General features: G+C 64.9%; 20 protein-coding genes. 12 read left to right on the top strand and 8 right to left on the bottom strand.

The genetic code is table 11. The annotated features are described in order from the left end of the window. The first annotated feature begins 77 nt into the window (after positions 1 to 77). Entirely contained in the window at positions 78 to 542 is a 465-nt protein-coding gene (locus AC1DKY_RS06480; protein WP_441604191.1) for a DUF1203 domain-containing protein, read from the top strand. 6 nt (positions 543 to 548) lie between these two features. Here AC1DKY_RS06480 and AC1DKY_RS06475 read toward each other — a convergent pair whose 3' ends face one another. Next, positions 549 to 935, bottom strand: coding sequence for a DUF423 domain-containing protein (locus tag AC1DKY_RS06475; RefSeq protein ID WP_441604192.1), 387 nt, complete (start codon positions 933 to 935; stop codon positions 549 to 551). Positions 936 to 1,046: 111 nt separating this feature from the next. Here AC1DKY_RS06475 and AC1DKY_RS06470 point away from each other — a divergent pair, with 111 nt between their 5' ends. Beyond that, a complete protein-coding gene (locus AC1DKY_RS06470) occupies positions 1,047 to 1,634 on the top strand; it encodes an SCO family protein (RefSeq protein WP_441604193.1) in 588 nt (195 codons plus the stop codon). Next, on the top strand, positions 1,631 to 2,080 hold the full coding sequence (locus tag AC1DKY_RS06465) for a copper chaperone PCu(A)C (RefSeq protein WP_441604194.1): 450 nt from the start codon (positions 1,631 to 1,633) through the stop codon (positions 2,078 to 2,080). Before AC1DKY_RS06470 ends, AC1DKY_RS06465 begins: the two co-directional genes overlap by 4 nt. A 114-nt stretch (positions 2,081 to 2,194) precedes the next feature. Here the strand turns inward: AC1DKY_RS06465 and AC1DKY_RS06460 are convergent, their stop codons facing one another. From AC1DKY_RS06460 to AC1DKY_RS06430, 7 genes are all read right to left on the bottom strand, one after another. After that, positions 2,195 to 3,058: a cytochrome c oxidase assembly protein gene (locus AC1DKY_RS06460; protein WP_441604195.1), complete on the bottom strand. Its 864-nt coding sequence runs from the start codon at positions 3,056 to 3,058 to the stop codon at positions 2,195 to 2,197. Positions 3,059 to 3,159: 101 nt separating this feature from the next. Then, a complete protein-coding gene (locus tag AC1DKY_RS06455; RefSeq protein ID WP_441604196.1) occupies positions 3,160 to 5,058 on the bottom strand; it encodes a GldG family protein in 1,899 nt (632 codons plus the stop codon). Continuing rightward, complete coding sequence (locus AC1DKY_RS06450; protein ID WP_441604197.1) at positions 5,055 to 5,789, bottom strand: ABC transporter permease subunit; 735 nt, start codon at positions 5,787 to 5,789, stop codon at positions 5,055 to 5,057. The genes AC1DKY_RS06455 and AC1DKY_RS06450 overlap by 4 nt, the downstream gene beginning before the upstream one ends. After that, the gene (locus AC1DKY_RS06445; protein ID WP_046970580.1) at positions 5,786 to 6,718 is read right to left on the bottom strand and encodes an ABC transporter ATP-binding protein; all 933 of its coding nucleotides are present in this window, start codon (positions 6,716 to 6,718) and stop codon (positions 5,786 to 5,788) included. The genes AC1DKY_RS06450 and AC1DKY_RS06445 overlap by 4 nt, the downstream gene beginning before the upstream one ends. 156 nt (positions 6,719 to 6,874) lie before the next feature. Then, positions 6,875 to 8,221: a polyketide cyclase gene (locus AC1DKY_RS06440; RefSeq protein ID WP_441604198.1), complete on the bottom strand. Its 1,347-nt coding sequence runs from the start codon at positions 8,219 to 8,221 to the stop codon at positions 6,875 to 6,877. A gap of 265 nt (positions 8,222 to 8,486) precedes the next feature. Continuing rightward, positions 8,487 to 9,128, bottom strand: coding sequence for a response regulator (locus tag AC1DKY_RS06435; RefSeq protein ID WP_046970578.1), 642 nt, complete (start codon positions 9,126 to 9,128; stop codon positions 8,487 to 8,489). Between the two features lie 105 nt (positions 9,129 to 9,233). Next, the gene (locus AC1DKY_RS06430; RefSeq protein WP_441604199.1) at positions 9,234 to 10,463 is read right to left on the bottom strand and encodes a sensor histidine kinase; all 1,230 of its coding nucleotides are present in this window, start codon (positions 10,461 to 10,463) and stop codon (positions 9,234 to 9,236) included. Positions 10,464 to 10,673: 210 nt separating this feature from the next. On the opposite strand from AC1DKY_RS06430, the gene AC1DKY_RS06425 reads away from it, so the two are divergent. From AC1DKY_RS06425 to AC1DKY_RS06385, 9 genes are all read left to right on the top strand, one after another. After that, positions 10,674 to 11,297, top strand: coding sequence for a GNAT family N-acetyltransferase (locus tag AC1DKY_RS06425; RefSeq protein ID WP_477179889.1), 624 nt, complete (start codon positions 10,674 to 10,676; stop codon positions 11,295 to 11,297). 8 nt (positions 11,298 to 11,305) lie between these two features. Then, positions 11,306 to 12,073: a septum site-determining protein MinC gene (minC, locus tag AC1DKY_RS06420; RefSeq protein WP_441604200.1), complete on the top strand. Its 768-nt coding sequence runs from the start codon at positions 11,306 to 11,308 to the stop codon at positions 12,071 to 12,073. Positions 12,074 to 12,116: 43 nt separating this feature from the next. After that, a complete protein-coding gene (minD, locus tag AC1DKY_RS06415) occupies positions 12,117 to 12,932 on the top strand; it encodes a septum site-determining protein MinD (RefSeq protein WP_046970574.1) in 816 nt (271 codons plus the stop codon). A gap of 5 nt (positions 12,933 to 12,937) precedes the next feature. Further along, entirely contained in the window at positions 12,938 to 13,207 is a 270-nt protein-coding gene (gene minE / locus AC1DKY_RS06410) for a cell division topological specificity factor MinE (protein ID WP_441604201.1), read from the top strand. A gap of 74 nt (positions 13,208 to 13,281) precedes the next feature. Continuing rightward, positions 13,282 to 13,791 carry a hypothetical protein gene (locus AC1DKY_RS06405; protein ID WP_441604202.1) on the top strand — a complete coding sequence of 170 codons (510 nt, stop codon included), beginning with the start codon at positions 13,282 to 13,284 and terminating at the stop codon, positions 13,789 to 13,791. Positions 13,792 to 13,881: 90 nt separating this feature from the next. Beyond that, positions 13,882 to 15,252 carry an NfeD family protein gene (locus AC1DKY_RS06400; RefSeq protein ID WP_441604203.1) on the top strand — a complete coding sequence of 457 codons (1,371 nt, stop codon included), beginning with the start codon at positions 13,882 to 13,884 and terminating at the stop codon, positions 15,250 to 15,252. Positions 15,253 to 15,275: 23 nt separating this feature from the next. Continuing rightward, complete coding sequence (locus AC1DKY_RS06395; RefSeq protein ID WP_441604204.1) at positions 15,276 to 16,025, top strand: slipin family protein; 750 nt, start codon at positions 15,276 to 15,278, stop codon at positions 16,023 to 16,025. Between the two features lie 142 nt (positions 16,026 to 16,167). Further along, positions 16,168 to 17,427, top strand: a complete 1,260-nt coding sequence (locus tag AC1DKY_RS06390) for a TIGR03862 family flavoprotein (RefSeq protein ID WP_441604205.1) — start codon at positions 16,168 to 16,170, stop codon at positions 17,425 to 17,427. A 188-nt stretch (positions 17,428 to 17,615) separates the two neighbouring features. Next, complete coding sequence (locus AC1DKY_RS06385; RefSeq protein ID WP_441604206.1) at positions 17,616 to 18,557, top strand: HDOD domain-containing protein; 942 nt, start codon at positions 17,616 to 17,618, stop codon at positions 18,555 to 18,557. The last annotated feature ends 3 nt before the right edge of the window (positions 18,558 to 18,560 follow it).

Below are 18,560 nucleotides of genomic sequence, written 5' to 3'. Positions count from 1 at the left end.
AGCAGGCGCAAGAATCGGATGGCCGGAAAGGCTTGATCGCGCGACGCTGGGAGCCGTCCAATCCCAGGAGCTCCGTCATGCATTTCCGTCTTTCCGGCCTGCCCGCCGAACCGTTTGCCGAACTGTTTTCGCTGTCCGACGAAGCTCTAGCCCAGCGCCAGGCCATGCGCGTGGTGGCCGATCAGCCCCACGGCTATCCGTGCCGCATCAGCCTTACCGATGCCGAACCCGGGCAGCCGCTGGTCCTGCTCAACTATGAACACCAACCGGCCAACTCGCCGTTTCGTTCGACCCATGCGATCTACATCCGCGAAGGCGAACAACAATACGACCGCATCGATGAAGTGCCCGATCAATTGCGTCGCCGGCTGCTCTCGGTGCGCGGGTTCGACGAGCAAGGCATGTTGCGGGACGCCGACGTGGCCCAGGGCACGGCGCTGGAACCGCTGATCGAGCGCTTGTTTGCCGATCCGATCGTCGCCTACCTGCATATCCACATGGCGCGCCCCGGTTGCTACGCGGCGCGCGTGGATCGGGCCTGACTTTTTTCAGGCAGCGTCGCGGCCGGCCCGGGTAGACAGCGCGACGCCAAGCGCGATCCAGCCCACGATAAAGGCCACGCCGCCCAGCGGCGTGATCGCCCCGAACCACCGCGGCGCACCCAGCGCCAGCGCGTAGAGGCTGCCGCTGAACACCACGATGCCGCTGGCGAAAGCGGAGACGGCGACCCGGCGTGCGCGCCCCTTCGCCGTCATCACGGCGAAGGCGAGCGCGAGCGCATGCCAGAAGTGGTAGCTCACCGCCGTATGCCACAACTCGCTGCCGCGGGCATCCAGCACGTCACGCAGCGCGTGCGCACCGAACGCCCCCAGGATCACGGCGCTGGCGCCGGCCAGGCCGACCAGCACGCCTGTCGCATAGGCAGGTTGTCGCATGCGCATAGCTCCTCGGTTCGCCGCCATCCGGGCGGGCGGCCAGTGTCGTATGCTGCCCGGATGATTCCTATCGATTCTCGCACGAAGCGTTGTCGCACCCGCCGGTGGCTGATGCTGCTGATGCTTGCCGTCGGCACCTGCTTGCTGGCCGGCTGTCATCGCGACGACAACATCGAATGGCGACTCACCAATGTCACCGGCCACATGCCGGACCTCGACTTTCAGCTGGTCGACGACCACGGCAAGAAAGTCTCTGGCCAGGACTTCCGCGGCAAGGTGGTGCTGTTGTATTTCGGCTACACGCACTGCCCCGATGTCTGTCCGCTGACGCTCGCGCAACTGCACGTAGTGATGCAGCGTCTTGGCCCCTTGGCCGATGGCGCGCGCATCCTGTTCGTGAGCGTCGACCCCGCACGTGATACGCCCGAGATCATGCATGCCTACGTCAATGCGTTCGATCCGCGCGCGGTCGGCTTGTCCGGCACGCCGCGCGAGATCGAAGCGCTGAGCAAGCGCTATCGATCCGCCTTCACCCGCGAGCCTGATCGTGCCGACGGCCAGTATGAAGTGAGCCACAGTTCGGCCATCTATCTGTTCGATGACCAGGGCAAGGCACGCCTGCTGTCCACGCCCAACAACACGCAGGACGAAATGGTTCACGACCTGCATCTGCTGCTGAGTCCGGGATCATCGTCATGAGTCGTCGCATCACCCTGCCCTTGCTGGTTGCCAGCCTGCTGCTGACCACCGGCGTCGGCGCCACCGAAGCGGAACACATCCGCGCCAGCGGTGCATGGATTCGCGTGCTGCCCGGCGATCTTCCCGCCGGCGCTTACGTGGTGTTGGAAAATACCGGCGACCAGGCGGCCAGCCTGCGCGGGGCACATAGTTCGCGTTATGGCGAGGCCATGCTGCACCAGAGCAGCGGCGCGGGTGGCGTCAATCGCATGGCGATGGTCGATGAGCTTGCCATCCCGGCTCATGGGAAGGCTGAGCTATCGCCTGGCGGTTACCACTTGATGCTGATGAAGGCTGCTGCGCCGGTAACGATTGGCGAAAAGGTCAAAGTGACGCTTACCTTCGGTGACGGCAGCACGCTGGATGCCGATTTCGTGGCGCGACCGGCCAACGCCACCGGCGGATAAAACTCGCCCCACCACCTGTGGGAGCGCACCCTGTGCGCGACAGGTTCGGCAGCCGAGCGCTTGGAGGCTTCGCAAGCCCCGAGTCGCGCACAGGGTGCGCTCCCACAGTGAGGGTTATTGCTGTGCTGTTGCGGCAGATCGCCGAGACGGCCACGGCTTGCGCCGAATTCGCCCGCTGCGTGAGAGCCGCAACCATTGGCGCATCGCCAGCAGCCCACCGATGGATTCGATCAAGGCCGCCGGCACCCACATGATCACGCCGCCCACCAGCTGCGCGGTGAGCACGTTGAAAGTGAAGGCGCGGCCGCAGATTTCGAAGATCGGATAAAGGTCGGTCTTGGAGAAGGTGACGATGGCGCCGGCCAGGATCTGCGGCGTCATGGTGATGCCAGGCGACAGCACGCGGATGCCCGGCGTCATGCGGCCCGGTGGACGCGGCCGATGGTCGAGAACCAGCCACCAGTAGGTGAATCCGCTGGCCAGCATCGACCAGTTCATGAAGCGATAGATGCGCCAATCGAGCATGGCGAGCGTCTGCATCGACGGGATCAGCCAGACCAGGATGAACGCGACGAACAGCACCGTGGCCACCGCCGGGTTGCACCACACCGCACTCGCCATACGCCACGGCGCCGAACGCCGGATGGGATGCAGCAGGCGCAGGCGCCATGCGAACGGCAGGCCTTTGTGCAGCACCGTGCCGGGATACGAGGCAATGATCAGCAGGGGCGCCAGATGGTGCAGCAGGATCTGCTGGATGCGATGCATGAAGAACTCATGCTCGAAGAAGTAATCCAGATAGGTGTGCAGCGACACATAGATCAGCGCCATGCCCGTCCAGAACGACAGGCGGCGGCCAAAGCTCACCGGCAGGCGACGGCAGCCGCGCACATACAGCACGCAGCAGGCGATAAAGCCGAGCAGGAACACCCAGGAAAACTCCCAGGGCACGATCCACTTGAGCACGCTATCGATCATCGAACGTACCGGACCGTATCAGTGGCGACCAGCCATCATACGCGCCGTCCCGGACGCATCCACGGCAAGCGGCTGCGACACTTCAGCACTGCCTGTCACCTTCACGCGCGCCGCCTGCTGCGCCGCGAGCGACGCCAGCCATAGAGCAGGCCGATCACCGTCACCAGCGCCGGGATCAGCACGATATTGATGAACTTCAGGCGCAGGCCGAGCGCGTCGATCTCGGCGTTGAACTGGTGCTGCACATCGCGCAATTCCTTGTTGATCGCCAGCTGGCGCTGCAGGAACTGTTCGATCTCGGCGCGCTGCTCGGGACTGGCGGTGTCGCCCCGCCCTGCCGCCTTGGCCGGCTGCAGTTCGCTCAGGCGGGTACGCGTGACGGCAAGTTCGCGTTGCAGCTCCTGCTTCTTGGCCAGGTATTTCTGGTCGGCCGCGCTTTGCAAGGCGAGCACGCGCGTGAAGGGCCGCTGCGAACTCACCCGGCCATGGATGGAGAGCAGCGCCGAGGAACCACTGAGGTTATCGGCGATATTGGTGATCAGGTCGCCGTTGTTGGCGATCGCGCTCAACTGCGGCTGGCCCAGCAGGCTTTGCGCGTACGACACCCACAGGCGATCGCTCAGCAGGTCGGTATCAGCCACCAGGATCACTTCCGCATTGCCGACGCCCGGCACGTGCCCCTTCTGGCCGGCGCGTTCCGGGAAGGCGCTGGGAAACTGTCCGCGCACGCGTGCGGCGATCACATAGTGCAGGTTGTCGGGCTTGTAGTTGTCCAGCAGCCCGGCCGGGTTGTTGAGCGACTCGCGCACGCGCTCGCTCGACACCACCTCGGCATCCGTCGTCGACTGCATCAGTGGCTGCAGGCGCGAGGTGGTGCCCGGCGCGAGGTCGAAATAACCCACGCTGGACACATTGATGCGCTGCAGGCTCGCTGTGGTCACGTCATCGTGGTTGAGCTCCTGCTGGCCCAGGCCGAGCATTGCCGGATGGCTCATGGAGCTATTGTCGGCCAGTTCGATGCGCAGCGCGCGCGAACGGTCGAGCACCACTTTTTGCGGATCGTATTGCACGCCCCAGGCATCGAACAGGCGCGACAGATTCGAGTTGTGGTCGTCGGTGACGCCGCTGCTGTCGATGAACGGCGTGTTGTCCATCTCGGCCACCGGGTCCACGAACACCACCAGATGACCGCCGTTGAGCACGTATTGATCGATCGCGTACAGCGCATCGGCCGGCATGTGCTTGGGATGGATCACCAGCAACGCCTTGATGTCGGCGTCGATGTGGGTCAGCTTGCTCGGGTCGAACGACTTCACGTCGAACTGCTGGCCCAGCTGACGCATCACGGCCCACGGCTCCTCGCCGATCACCGGATTGCCCTGCACCGGCAGGCTGCTGATCACGCCGATATGCGGCTTGGACGGCTGGTCCAGCTCGTACAGCAGCTTGGCAATGTCGTATTCGAGGAAGGTTTCGCGCGATGGATCGAACAGCGCAATCGACTGCACCTTGGTGGGCAAGTGCGTCTCGCCGTCGCCATCGCCGTCCGCGTTCGAAGGCAGCGTGCTGCCCACCAGGCCGAAAAACACGCGCTCGCCGTTGGTGCCGCCGCTGATGGGCGACAAGCCATAGCCTTCCGCGCTGGCCTCGTCATCGGAATACGGCACGGGGTCGACAATCTGCAGGCGCAGGCGGCCATGCGCGCGCGCCACCATCTCCTGCAACATCTCGGCCACGCGCTGCTCATAGCTGCGCAGCTGCGGCAGGTCGCGCGTGGCATGGCTGGAGAAATAAAGCGTCAGGCGCAGCGGCGCATGCAGCCCATCCACGATATGCACGGTGCCCGGCGTCAGCGTGTAGAGCTTGTCCGAGGTAAGGTCGATGCGCCCCATGCGCCAGCGGCTGCTGGCAAGCACGAAAGTCACGAACACGATCGCCAGCAGCACCAGGGCCGCCGACAACACGGCGCGACGACTGAAATGGATGCGCCGCATGCTCATGGCGTCCTTTTCAGGTCGAGCGTGAGTACGCCGGCGATGAGCCAGGCAGCCATGCTCGCCACGAAGTACAACAAGTCACGCAGGTCGAGCACGCCACGCGAGATCGCTTCGAAGTGACGCACCATGCTCAAGTGCGCGAGGCCGTTCACCAGCTTGCGCGGCAACGCGCCCTGGAAAAACTCCATCACCTGCGGCTGCCCCACCAGGATCAGCAGGAAACACACCACCAGGGTCAGCACAAAGGCCACCACCTGGCTCTGCGTCACGGCGGACAAAGACGCGCCGATGGCGAGGAACGCCCCGGCCATCAGCCAGCTGCCGATATAGCCGGCGAGGATCACGCCGTTGTCAGGCGAGCCGAGATAATTGACGGTGATCCAGATCGGCAAGGTCAACACCAGCGCCAATCCTATGAACAGCCACGCGGCGAGGAACTTGCCCAGCATCGCCTGCGCCAGCGTCAACGGCAGGCTCATCAGCAATTCCAGCGTGCCGCCCTTGGCTTCTTCGGCCCACATGCGCATCGACACGGCAGGCACCAGCACCAGATAAAGCCACGGATGCATCACGAAGAAGGGCTGCAGGTCCGCCTGATTGCGTTCGTAGAAATCGCCCGCGTAAAACGTGAGGATGCCCGACAGCACCAGGAAGATCACCAGGAACACATACGCCACCGGCGTCACGAAATAGCTGCGCAGCTCACGGCGTGTCACCGCTGCGATCGGACTCATTCGCGGTTCTCCGCGCCGGTGGTGATCTGGCGGAACACTTCGTCGAGTCGGCCGCGTTCGAGCTGGATCTCCGACACTTCGAGCCCTTGCTGACGCAGCAGCGTCTCCACCGGTTCAAGGATGCGTTCACCCGGACGCGGAAACACGGTGATGCGACCGTCCATCGGATCGACCTCGATCGAGGACACCTGCGGCAGCCGCCCAAGCATTTCCTGCGATACGCCGCTGCCCGGCGCGCTGAAGGACACAGCGCCGTGATAGCGCGAGCGCGATTCGAGCTCGGCCGGCGTGGCATCCACCATCAGGCGGCCGTTGGCGATGATCACCACGCGATTGCACAAGGCGTGCACTTCCTCCAGCAAATGCGTGGAGATCAGGATGGTGCGATCGCGCGCCATCTGGTCGATCAGCTGGCGCACCGTGTGCTTCTGGTTGGGATCCAGACCATCGGTGGGCTCGTCGAGCATCAGCACCTGCGGGTTGTGCACGATCGCCTGGGCCAGGCCCACGCGGCGCTTGAGACCCTTGGACAAGGTATCGATGCACTGGTCGAGCACGCTCTCCAGTTGCAGCCCGCCAACCACGCGATCGAAGCGCCGCGAGCCCTCGTCGCGCTGCAAGCCACGCATGCGGATGATGAAGGACAGAAATTCGCGCACGGTCAGCTCGCCATAGCTAGGCGCGCCCTCCGGCAGATAGCCCAGCGCGCGCTTGGCCTTCAGCGGCTCCTTGCGCACGTCGTAGCCGCACACGCGCGCCGTGCCCGAGCTGGGCTCGAGGAAGCCCGCGATCATGCGCATGGCGGTGGTCTTGCCGGCGCCGTTGGGGCCCAGCAGCCCGAGCACCTGGCCCGGTTCGGCGCGGAAACTCAGCGAGTCCACCGCCGTGAGGGCACCATAGCGTCGAGTGAGCAGTTCGGTTTCGATCATGTCCTGTGGAGTCAGTCGCGTGCAAGTGCTGCGCGCATGGCTGCGGGATCGACCCGCACTGTAACCGAAAGTTCGCCCGGCCCGGCCCGCGCAGGGCCTGAAAATGAAAAGGCCCTTCCGAAGAAGGGCCCTTTCGAAGCTTGCCGCCGGAGCGACTTACTTGCCGGCGCTGGCGGCGCTGGCCGGAGCGGCGGTGCTGGACGAGGCCGGAGCCTGGTCGCTGCCGGTGTCGTCGAGCGACGGCGGCTTGATGCCCGCAGCCTGTTCCGGGGTCTGGTCCGGAGCCCAGCTCAGCGGCAGGTACACGTCGAACTCGGCGTACTGCGTGACCTGGTCGCCCTGCTTCACTTCCGGCTTGGCTTCGATGTCGTAGAAGCGATTGGTCACTTCGTCGAACTTGTAGCCGTGGGTCTGGGCATAGGCCTTCATCAGGTCGCGGGTCTGCGGCACGCCAGCGGCGGTACCGTTCCACACGGCCTTGAGGGCCGGGCCACCGAAGGCCAGATAAGCACGCACATCGTTGTCGACGATCAGGCGGCCGAAGCGGTCATGACCACCCGGAGTCGTGTCGCCGGCGGTGCTGCTCGCATCGGCGCTGGTGCTGGCCGCGGCGGCGTTGAGGTCCGGCGCCTTGGCGGCCACCAGCTCGACGGTCTGGCCGGCAACGTTCAGGCTCGTCGCGCTGATCGGCATGGCCACGTCGAACGAGTAGTTCTGGTCGCCGTAGTTGGTGGTGTAGATGATGCGCGGACCGGTGGTGGTCACGCCCAGCTTCTTGGCGGCGGCCTGGATCTGGCCAATCGCCTTGTCCGTCGCGTCATTGAGGGCCTCGAGGCCACCCTTGCGCTCGATCGAGGAGGACACCATCAGCACCGGCGTGGGCTGGGTCTGCTCGATGTACGGGATCAGCTTGGTGTAGTCCACGTTCTGGACCGCAGCCAGCACGTTCTGCAGGTTGTTCAGGCTGAACTGGATGAAGGCATCCGGGTCGCCATGAATGTACAGATTGGAATAGCGGTTGATCAGGTTGAAGCCGTAGTCGACGTCATACGACCAGGTCACCTTGGTCAACTGACCGCGGCTGCCGTTGCGCTCCAGATCAAGCGTGAAGTGCTTGTCGTTGCCGCGCCAGTCGTTGTCGACGTTCCACACGATGGTGGACTTCTTGGCGGTCGAGTCGACCTTGTCGAAGCTCGGATCAGCGGAGGCGATGGTGAACTTGCCGTTGCCGACCTTGCCGTCATCGCTGGCCCAGCTGATTTCGGCGCCCGGGCCATAAGCCTTGCCCGAGAAATCAAACTTGATATTGCGGTCGTACTCGCGCTGCACGGAATACTCCGGGAAGCGGCGGAAATTGTTGAGCACGTCGTAGACCTGACGCATGTCCTTGCCAACGACCAACGACCGTTCGACATGGCCGCTGCCAGGCATCACCACGCCCACGACCACCGCCACGACGATGACGATGATTAGGGCAACAATAAACTCAAGAACACGCATCATTCCAGGATTCTCCGCACGTCTCTTCTGGTACACGGCACAAGGGCAGCCGCCGGAGACCGGCCCGCCACGGGAGATTCCCGAAGAATCACTGCCTGAACGGGGGTCGGCCAGCGCCGAAGTTTCCGATACTACTTGCTCCGGCGTCCAGCCGTAAAGACTGCCTGACACGGGGCTTCCAGACGCCTGCGAATGGCGTCCGGCAAGGCTCCGCAAGGATTCAGAGCCGGTTTGCGACCTCCGCTAGGTGAAGATCGCAAACAGGCTCTCAGACGATGCCGAGCTCCAGCGCCTTGAGCACCGCACGCGTGCGGTCGCGCACGCCCAGCTTGGAAAGAATGTTGGAAACGTGGTTTTTCACCGTTCCCTCCGCCACTTTCAAGGAGTTGGCGATCTCCTTGTTGCTGTAGCCGCCCGACAGCAGGCGCAGGATTTCCGTCTCGCGCTCGGTCAGCGGGTCGGGCTGTTCCAGGCTGGTGAACTGGTTCTGCATGCGGCCGACGCCGGCCAGCAGGCGCTGGGTGACCATGGGCGCCACCAGCGAACCGCCGGCAGCCACGGTGCGCACGGCCTCCACCAGTTGTTCCAGCGAGACGTCCTTGAGCAGATAGCCGCGGGCGCCGGCCTTGAGGCCTTGCAGCACGAGCTGATCGTCATCAAAGGTGGTGAGGATGATGGTGGGCGGCAATTCATTGCGGGCGGACAGCGCCTGCAGCACTTCGAGCCCGCTCATGTTGGGCATGCGCAGGTCCAGCAGCACCACGTCGGGCCGGATCCGCGGGATGTCCTGCACGGCCTGGGCGCCATCGGCGCATTCGGCCACCACGCGGATGTCCTCGGCCAGGTCCAGCAGTGATCGGACACCCTGGCGTACCAGGTTCTGGTCGTCAACGAGACAGACGGAAATCATCGCGGATCCTCGAAACGTAGGTGGCCGGCGTGCGATGCCCGCGGCCAACGGAGAAAACGATGCGGCTATCCAAGCAGCACATTTTTACACGACAACCCAGCAAGGCTACAGCATGCCCAGCGCGGGTGGCTCGAACCGTGACGGGGTGTGCGCGAGTTCCGGCAGCTCGCCCAGCGGCAGGCGCACGGTAAGCGCAAAACCCTGCAGCAGCGCCGGATCGACCATCACACTGCCCTCGAATTCGACCAGTCGCTCGCGCATGCCCGACAAGCCATTGCCCGGGCGGAAGTTGGTCGCGCCGCGGCCATCGTCGCGCGCGTAGAGCTCCAGCAGGTTGGCGTTGACGTAATCAAAGCGTAGCCACAGGTTGCGCGCGCCGGCATGGCGCGCGGTATTGGTGATGATTTCCTGGGCACAACGCAGCAGCACCTGGGCGCGACGGGGATCCTCCACGCTGAAGCGCGGCGGCGTTTCCATGTGGACGTTCAGGCCTGGCACGCCCTCGGTCAGGCTGCGCAAGGCGACGGTGAGGTCGATCGCGTCGTCCTGGCGCAGCTCGCTAACCACTTCGCGCACGTCCGACAGCAGATGCTTGGCGGTCACCTGCGCTTTCTGCACATGTTCGGCGGCCTGCGCGTTGACCAGGTGGCTGGCCACTTCCAGATTGAGGCTGAGCGCCGTCAGGTGATGGCCGACCAGGTCGTGGAGGTCGCGCGCAATGCGCATGCGCTCGGCGATGCGGGTGGACTCGGCCAGCAAGGCGCGGGTGGCGCGCAGCTCGGAATTGAGGCGCCGCTGCACTTCGCGCTCTTCGGCCTGCAGGCTGGCGATCATCGAGGTGAAGAACACCAGGGCCGAGATGCCCAGGTACATGCACACCTGCAGGAACGCCGTGACGATGGTCCAGCCCATGTAACTGGCGATGATCGGGATCAGCATCAGGTTCTGCAGCAGCATCCAGGCCAGTCCCGCGCCCACCGGCAGCTGCCAGGGCAGCACCACGGCGATCACCAGCATCAGCATGGCCGACAGGCCGCTCTGGCTGAACCAGCCCATGGCCACCGCCGAACCGGTCAGCACCACCAGCCCGAGCAGCTGGACGATGGAGGGGTAGCCGGTCTGGCGCGTCATGCCCGAGCGCCGGGTCAGCAGCAGATAGGTCACGCCGAAGATCAGGTAGGAAAGAATCCAGCCCGTGATATTCGGGTTGCTCCACCACGCACTGACCTCCGCCAGCCCGCCAGGACCGGAGAGCAGCGGCAGCGCGACGCAGAGGTACGTGAACAGACCAGCGTACCGGAGCAGCCGGATGTGATTAATGTTTGACCAGGCCATATGCGCATCATTCGCTACCCGCAGACTTGGTGCAATGCGTGAGAAGTCATTGCTCCACCCCTGCCAGAAGGCACAAAGGTTGGCGCTTTACAAAGGTTTTACATGGTGCGCCGTGTTATGTGCGGCCGCGTGGCGCATGTCATAATGCCGCCGTCACGCGGGGCCGATCCAACGGTCTTACTCTTCGAACCACACACAGCGGAGCAACGAATGGCCCTTGCCATCCGCGACGTGCGAGAGCACGACCTGGATGCCGTACTGGCGCTCAACAACGCCGCCGGCCGCACCATCCTCGCCCTGGACACCGCACAGCTGCGCTATTTCTACGACCACGCGGACTATTTCCGGGTGGCCGAAATCGATGGCCATCTTGCCGGTTTCCTGGTCGCCTTCCGCGAAGGTCGGGACTATGACAGCCCCAACTATCGCTGGTTCTGTGAGCACTACCCGCAATTTGCCTATATCGACCGCATCGTCATCGCCAACGCCTACCGCCGCCACGGCCTGGGTCGCATTTTCTATTGCGACGTCACCAGCTATGCGGAAGTGCGCGTGCCGCTGCTGACCTGCGAAGTGTTCCTGGAGCCCCGCGACGACGTGGTGGTGCTGTTCCACGRCACCTACGGCTTCCAGGAAGTGGGCCAGCAGCGCATGGGCAGCGACGGTCCCCAGGTGAGCCTGCTCGCCAAGGACCTGCCCAGCTACGCCTTCGTGCGAGAAACCTATCTGGACCACGACGGCCTTCCCGATGTGCCGTGGCTGGCCGAACGCCAGCACCCGTCCTCCTCCCCCGATACCACCCGGCGCCGCCTCGCGGGAGAGCGCCGCCAGTGAATGCAAAGATGGATCAACAAGACGCCTGTGACCTGCGCTTCGGCCAGGTCGGCATCGCCAACGTGCGCATCAAGCGCGTGGACGCAGCGGCGCTGTGCGAAGAGCTGGAACGCCGCGTTCGCGCCGCACCCCAGCTGTTTGCCCGCGCCGCCGTGGTGCTGGACCTCAGTCACCTGATGAACCTGCCCGACGACGGCACGGTCGACGCGCTGCTCGAAGCCGTGCGCAGCGCCGGCATGCTGCCCGTGGGCCTGGCCTATGGCACCAGCGAAGTCGATGCGCTCTCCCAGCGCATGGGCTTGCCGCTGATCGCCAAGTTCCGCGCCGCCTATGAGCCCGCCGACGGCGGCAGCATCGCACCGCCGGCACCGCCTGCCGCCGCTGCCGAACCCGTGCGTCGCACGGAGCCTGTGCGACAGGAAGCCGAGCCTGCTGCGCCGGTCACCAACGCCGGTGCGCAGCACTACGAAGGCACCGTGCGCTCTGGCCAGCAGGTGTATGCGCGCGATCGCGATCTGGTCGTCACCGGCGCCATCGCCAATGCTGCCGAGGTGATTGCCGACGGCAGCATCCATATCTACGGCAGTTTGCGCGGTCGTGCGATGGCCGGCGCACAGGGCGATGAGAAAGCGCGCATATACATTTCAGACTTCCGCGCGGAGCTGGTGGCCATCGCCGGTCACTACCGCGTGTTTGAACAAATTCCAAAAGACCTCGAAGGCCAGTCTGTGCGATGCTGGCTCGAAGGGGAAAAATTGCTGATCGCTAAGCTTTGACGATCAGTCATTACAACTACAAAGAACCATGCGGAGATGAGCCTTGACTGCTGAGATTATCGTTGTCACCTCGGGCAAGGGTGGCGTGGGCAAAACCACGACCAGTGCCTCGCTTGCCACGGGCCTCGCCATGGCCGGCAAGAAAGTCGCGGTGATCGATTTCGACGTCGGCCTGCGCAACCTCGACCTCATCATGGGCTGCGAGCGGCGCGTGGTGTACGACTTCGTCAACGTCGTGCACGGCGAAGCCACGCTCAAGCAGGCGCTGATCAAGGACAAGCGCTACGAGACCCTCTACGTGCTTGCCGCCAGCCAGACGCGCGACAAGGACGCGCTGACCCAGGAAGGCGTCGAGAAAGTGCTCGAAGACCTGGGCAAGGAAGGCTTCGATTACGTCGTGTGCGATTCGCCGGCCGGCATCGAAAAGGGTGCGCACCTGGCGATGTATTTCGCCGATCACGCCGTCGTGGTGGTGAACCCGGAAGTGTCCTCGGTACGCGATTCCGATCGCATCCTGGGCCTGCTCGCCAGCAAGACGCGCCGCGCCGAACGCGGCGACGGCGCGATCAAGCAGCACCTGCTGCTGACGCGCTACAACCCGGCCCGCGTGGCCGTGGGCGAAATGCTCAGCGTGAAGGACGTCGAGGAAATCCTCGGCATCAACGTGGTGGGCGTGATTCCCGAATCGGAAAACGTGCTGGCCGCCTCCAACGCCGGCGTGCCGGTGATCCTGGACGACAACTCGTTTGCCGGCCAGGCATACAGCGACACGGTTGCCCGCATCCTTGGTGAAGAACGTGCCCTGCGCTTCCTCGAGGTGCCGAAGAAGGGCTTCTTCCAGCGCGTATTCGGAGGCTGATCGGCATGGGTATTCTTGATTTCCTGAAGCGCAAGCCGGAACCCACCGCTGGACTCGCCAAGGAGCGTCTTCGCATCATCGTGGCTCAGGAGCGCTCCACCCGTGGCGCTCCCGACTACCTGCCGTTGCTGCGCAACGAGCTGCTCGAAGTGATCAAGAAATACGTCCACGTCGACCTCGACGCCATCAACATCAATGTCGAGCGCGACAGCGGACACGAGATCCTCGAGCTCTCCGTGGCGCTGCCCGAGAACACGCCAGCCAAGTCCATCTGAGATCGTGGCGCGGCACTGCCGCGCCACGCACTTCGCGATGTGCGTCGCCGCTGAACCACGGCGACTCTTTCCTCATGCCAGTTCCCACCTCTCCTCCTGACGAAGCCAGCGTGATGCGCCTAGCCGAGATCGGCTTCGATGCGCCTGCGCGCTTGCTTGCGCGTTACGGGCTTGCCCTGCAGCGCGTCGATATCGGCACGCCCATCCCCGGCAGTTTCTGGGGCGATGAGGAAGCTGGCATCATCGGCACGACGGTCTACGCACGCGATGACACCCCCGTGCATTCGTTGCTGCATGAAGCCGGTCACCTGATCGTGCTGCCGCCTGAGCGCCGCAGCGAGGTGCATACCGACGCCACCGATTCCGTAGCCGAGGAAGACGCCACCTGCTACCTGCAGATCGTGCTGGCGGATGAACTGCCCGGCGTGGGCCGCGAGCGCCTGATGGACGATATGAATGCCTGGGGCTATACGTTCCGGCTCGGCTCGGCCCAGGCCTGGTTCGGCGAGGATGCCGCCAATGCCCGGCAGTGGCTGGTGGAACACGGCCTGCTGAACCCGGACGGGCAGCCCGCGTTTAGCTGACCCAAGCGGGCCAAGCAAAACCTCCCGCTTATCTCACACCCAGACAACACCCGCTGGCGCAGTGTGATATCGCCAAACGGGAGACCGTGCGTGACACCATGGCTGAAGACAGCGGCCAGTGTGCTATGTGCCGCGATGCTGGCCTCAACCACGCTTGCCGGCGATGCCGCCGGTGGCTCGGCGCGTTCCGACGGTTTCGTGGCGCGCATCGAACTCAACGGCCCGATCGGCCCCGCCGCCGCGGAATACGTAGACACCTCTCTTCAACACGCCAGGCGCGACGGCGCAACGGCAGTGCTGATGCAACTGGACACCCCGGGTGGCCTGTCCGATTCGATGCGGCAGATCGTTGCCAGCATTCTTGCCTCCCCTCTTCCGGTAATTGGTTACGTGGCACCGGGCGGTGCCCGCGCCGCATCGGCAGGAACCTATATCCTCTATGCCTGCCCCATCGCCGCGATGGCGCCCGGCACGCATCTGGGTGCGGCCACGCCGGTATCGCTGGACGGCAGCGGCAAGCTTCCGCTGCCGTCGCCGGCGACATCCGCACCGGACGCAGCGCCACTGACGGGCGCCGATGCGGAATCCAACAAGGTGATCAACGACGCCAATGCCTTCATCCGATCGCTGGCGCAGCTCAACGGCCGTAATGCCGACTGGGCCAGCAAGGCCGTGCAAGGCGCGGCCACGCTGACCGCCGACGAAGCCCTGCAGAAGCATGTGGTGGATCTGGTGGCGCCCGATGCTTCATCGCTGCTCGCGCGCCTCGAAGGGCGTCGCGTGCACGTCGATGGCCAGGATGTCACGCTGCATCTGGCGGGGCTGCCCTTGCGCGACTATGCGCCGAACTGGCGCACGCATCTGTTGGGGCTGGTCACCCATCCCACCATCGCCTATCTGCTGCTGCTCGCCGGCATCTATGGCCTGGTGCTCGAGGCCTTCCATCCGGGCGTACTGCTGCCGGGCGTGGCCGGGGCCATCTGCCTGCTGGTCGGGTTATATGCCTTGCAGCTATTGCCGGTGAACTACGCCGGACTCGCCCTGATGATGCTCGGCGTGTGCCTAGTGCTGGCGGAAGCCTTGATGCCATCGGTGGGCGCCATCGGCATCGGCGGCGTGCTCTCCTTCGTCATCGGCTCGATCATGCTGTTCGATGCCGGTGTGCCCGGTTACGCCGTGAACCTGGGCGTGATCGCCGGCATGGCGCTGGCTGGCGTGGTGGTGCTGGCGCTCTTGTTGCGCCTCGTCGCGCGCGCCCGCCACACACGCAAGTTCAATGGCGACGAACGCATGCTGCTCAGCACCGGCGAATTGACCGAGCCGCTCGACGCGGCAGGCGATGGCTGGGCGCGCATCGGCGGCGAGCAATGGCGCGTGCATGGCGACGCCCCGCTGCCGGCCGGCTCACGTATCCGCGTGGTGGGGCGCGACGGCTTGCTGTTGCGCATCACCCGCGCCTGACATCGGCAACAAAGGAGAGGCTCATGTTTGGTTTCGTCGGCGTGATCGTGATCTGGGCTGTGGCGATGCTGTTCCTTTCGATCAAGGTGCTGCCCGAATACCAACGCGGCGTAGTGCTCACGCTGGGCCGCTACACCGGCACCAAGGGGCCGGGACTGGTGATCCTGATTCCCATCGTCCAGCGCATGATGCGGGTGGATTTGCGCGTCACCGTGATGGACGTGCCGCCGCAGGACGTGATCTCCCGCGACAACGTCTCGGTGCGTGTCAATGCAGTGGTGTACTTCCGCGTGGTGGAACCGGACAAGGCGATGCTGCAGGTGGCGGATTTCTTCCAGGCCACCAGCCAGCTGGCGCAGACGCGTCTGCGCTCGGTGCTGGGCCAGCACGAGCTGGACGACATCCTCTCGCAGCGTGATTCGATCAACCACAGCCTGCAGCAGATCCTGGACGAAGCCACCGATCCCTGGGGCATCAAGGTCAGCAATGTCGAGATCAAGGATGTGGATCTCAACGAGACCATGGTTCGCGCGATTGCCCGCCAGGCGGAAGCGGAACGCGAGCGCCGCGCCAAGGTGATCCACGCAGAGGGCGAATTGCAGGCGGCCGAAAAACTGCGCGATGCCGCGGCGATGCTTTCGCAGCAACCGCAGGCGCTGCAGCTGCGCTACATGCAGACCATGTCGGACATGTCCAATAGCGGCAAGGCCTCGACTATTGTGTTTCCGCTGCCGCTGGATTTGTTGAGGCCGCTGCTCGGCAAGGGCGACTGACCTTGTAGGAGCGCACTTGTGCGCGACCGCGTCGCGTGAGCGACGCCACCTTTCCGCCCGCCCGGTCGCGCACAAGTGCGCTCCTACAAGGGTGCGGTTGGCCTGGCTGTACAATGCCCGACCACCCGCCATCCGCCCCGCCATGTCCAGCACGCCCACCCACGTTCGCCTCGCCGTCATCGGCGGAGGCCCTGCCGGCCTGATGGCGGCGGAAGCGGCGCACGCGGCGGGCGTGGCGGTGGATGTGTTCGACGCCAAGGGCTCGGTGGGACGCAAGTTCCTCATCGCCGGCAAGGGCGGCATGAACCTCACGCACGGCGAAGCCAAGCCGGATTTCGTGCAGCGTTACGGCAAGCGTGCGCGAGAAGTGGGGGCATGGCTTGAGGATTTCGATGCGGACGACTTGCGCGCCTGGGCACGCCAGCTGGGCGTGGAGACCTTTGTTGGCACGTCCGGTCGCGTGTTTCCCAGCGATCTGAAAGCCGCACCTCTGCTGCGCGGCTGGGTACGCCGCCTGCGCGAGGATGGCGTGCGCTTTCATGTGCACCGCCGATGGCTAGGCTGGACGGACGACGGCTTGCTGCGCTTCGCCACGCCCGATGGCGAACATGCGGTGCGCGCCGATGCAGCGGTGCTTGCCATGGGCGGCGGCAGCTGGCCGGAACTGGGTTCGGAGGGTGCATGGCAGTCGCCGTTGCTTGCCCGCGGTGTCGATGTATCGCCCTTGGTGCCTTCCAACTGCGGCTTCGATATCGCCTGGAGCGAACATATCGCCGGTCGTCATGCCGGCGCACCGCTCAAGCCGGTAGTGATCCATCTGCGCGATGAGCATGGCCGCGAGCACGCGCGCCAGGGCGAATGCGTGATCACCGCCCACGGCATCGAAGGCAGCCTGATCTATGCTTTTTCCGCCTTGATCCGCGACGCCATCGCCGCGCACGGCCCCATCACCATCGAACTCGATCTTGCACCCGATCGCACGCTCGATCGCCTGCGCGCCGATCTGGCCAAGCCGCGCGGCAAACACTCCATGAGCGACCACCTGCGTCGCCAGACCGGGCTCACCGGGGTGAAGGCCGCGCTGCTGCACGAGGTGCTCGACCGGCAGCAATTCCACGATGTCGACACGCTGGCCCGCAGCATCAAGCGCCTGCCGCTGCGACTCACCCGCGCCCGTCCCATCGAAGAAACCATCAGCAGCGGCGGCGGCGTGCGGCTGGAAGCGCTGGACCCGCAACTGATGCTCGCCGCCCTGCCCGGCGTGTTCTGCGCCGGCGAAATGCTCGACTGGGAGGCGCCCACCGGCGGCTACCTGCTCACCGCCTGCTTTGCCAGCGGCCGCCGCGCCGGACTCGGGGCGGCGGCATGGATCAAGCATTTGCCCCCTGCTGCCGATAACTGAGCAGAGCGTCGCAGCGCGGCACAGTCGCACTACATTTTTTCCGCCAGCTGCCGATACCCCCAGCGTAGCGGGGGCCACACAGGGGAGCTGGCAGCACGATGATGGGAAACTGGTGGCGGGTATTCGGGCGTGAGCGCGCGGCAGAACCAGCAGCGACGCGGCCGGCTGCGCCCGAGCCGGAACTCCCGGTGGAAACCAGCCTGCCCCACGGGATGGTCTCGGGTGACGAGCTCGCGGAGCGTTTTTTCCGCTTCATCCTCAACCAGCCGGTCAACGCCGGCGACAGCGCCAACAAGCCGCGCGAACAGGCCGTTCTCCAGCGCCTGAAGGACCAGTGCGAGAACGGCCGCTTCGACGTACGCAGTCTGCCGCGCATGCCAACGGTGCTGCCGCAGCTGATGCGCGCCATGAAGAACGACAAACTCAGCGGCGCCCAGCTGGCCGACCTGATCAAACGCGATCCGGTGCTGGTGGGCGAAGTCATGCGCGTCACCGGCAGCGTCACCTATCGCACCGCCCATCCGGTGGGCAGTCTGCAGCACGCGGTCGTACTGCTCGGCCAGATCGGCCTGCGCCACGTGGTGACGTCTTACGTGATGAAGCCCATCCTGATGGCCAGCGCCGGTGCCAACGGGCAGATCGTGGGCCAGCGTCTATGGGATCACGCCGAACGCTGCGCGCACGCGGCGGTGTATCTCAGCAAGGGCCAGTGCGACGCTTTCGAAGCCTATCTGGTGGCCCTGGTCGGCTATAGCGGCCTGGGCGCCGTGGCGCGTTTGCTGGACAAGGAATTGCAGAACAGCGAACTGCCCGCCAGCTCAACGGCCTTCATCGATGGCTGCGTGCAGCTCGCCGCCGAACTCACCGTGCAGGCAGGCCAGCATTGGGATCTGCCGCCACCCGTGCAGGAAGCGCTGGTGGAACATTGCGAGCACGGCCATGCCGCGCTCACGCTGCCGATGAGTCGCGTGCTCTACGTCTCCCAGCGCCTCGCCATGAACCAGCTCCTCGCCGAACAAGGCCTGCTCGACAGCGAGGCTGGTTACAGCGAGGACCCGGTGGCCGCGTTTCCCGCGCAGCTGCTGGCGCGTTGCCAGCAGGACTTGCGCAGGAGTTTTGCGCCGGCCTGATCG

The sequence above is a fragment of the Dyella sp. 01N448 genome, assembly GCF_056399225.1.
This window is presented reverse-complemented; position numbering and strand designations above follow the sequence as displayed.

Coding starts and splice junctions, on each gene's coding strand:
- AC1DKY_RS06480 (WP_441604191.1), top strand. CDS start 78: ATGCATTTCCGTCTTTCCGGCCTGCCCGCCGAACCGTTTGCCGAACTG.
- AC1DKY_RS06475 (WP_441604192.1), bottom strand. CDS start 935: ATGCGACAACCTGCCTATGCGACAGGCGTGCTGGTCGGCCTGGCCGGC.
- AC1DKY_RS06470 (WP_441604193.1), top strand. CDS start 1,047: ATGCTGCTGATGCTTGCCGTCGGCACCTGCTTGCTGGCCGGCTGTCAT.
- AC1DKY_RS06465 (WP_441604194.1), top strand. CDS start 1,631: ATGAGTCGTCGCATCACCCTGCCCTTGCTGGTTGCCAGCCTGCTGCTG.
- AC1DKY_RS06460 (WP_441604195.1), bottom strand. CDS start 3,058: ATGATCGATAGCGTGCTCAAGTGGATCGTGCCCTGGGAGTTTTCCTGG.
- AC1DKY_RS06455 (WP_441604196.1), bottom strand. CDS start 5,058: ATGAGCATGCGGCGCATCCATTTCAGTCGTCGCGCCGTGTTGTCGGCG.
- AC1DKY_RS06450 (WP_441604197.1), bottom strand. CDS start 5,789: ATGAGTCCGATCGCAGCGGTGACACGCCGTGAGCTGCGCAGCTATTTC.
- AC1DKY_RS06445 (WP_046970580.1), bottom strand. CDS start 6,718: ATGATCGAAACCGAACTGCTCACTCGACGCTATGGTGCCCTCACGGCG.
- AC1DKY_RS06440 (WP_441604198.1), bottom strand. CDS start 8,221: ATGATGCGTGTTCTTGAGTTTATTGTTGCCCTAATCATCGTCATCGTC.
- AC1DKY_RS06435 (WP_046970578.1), bottom strand. CDS start 9,128: ATGATTTCCGTCTGTCTCGTTGACGACCAGAACCTGGTACGCCAGGGT.
- AC1DKY_RS06430 (WP_441604199.1), bottom strand. CDS start 10,463: ATGGCCTGGTCAAACATTAATCACATCCGGCTGCTCCGGTACGCTGGT.
- minC (WP_441604200.1), top strand. CDS start 11,306: ATGGATCAACAAGACGCCTGTGACCTGCGCTTCGGCCAGGTCGGCATC.
- minE (WP_441604201.1), top strand. CDS start 12,938: ATGGGTATTCTTGATTTCCTGAAGCGCAAGCCGGAACCCACCGCTGGA.
- AC1DKY_RS06405 (WP_441604202.1), top strand. CDS start 13,282: ATGCCAGTTCCCACCTCTCCTCCTGACGAAGCCAGCGTGATGCGCCTA.
- AC1DKY_RS06395 (WP_441604204.1), top strand. CDS start 15,276: ATGTTTGGTTTCGTCGGCGTGATCGTGATCTGGGCTGTGGCGATGCTG.
- AC1DKY_RS06390 (WP_441604205.1), top strand. CDS start 16,168: ATGTCCAGCACGCCCACCCACGTTCGCCTCGCCGTCATCGGCGGAGGC.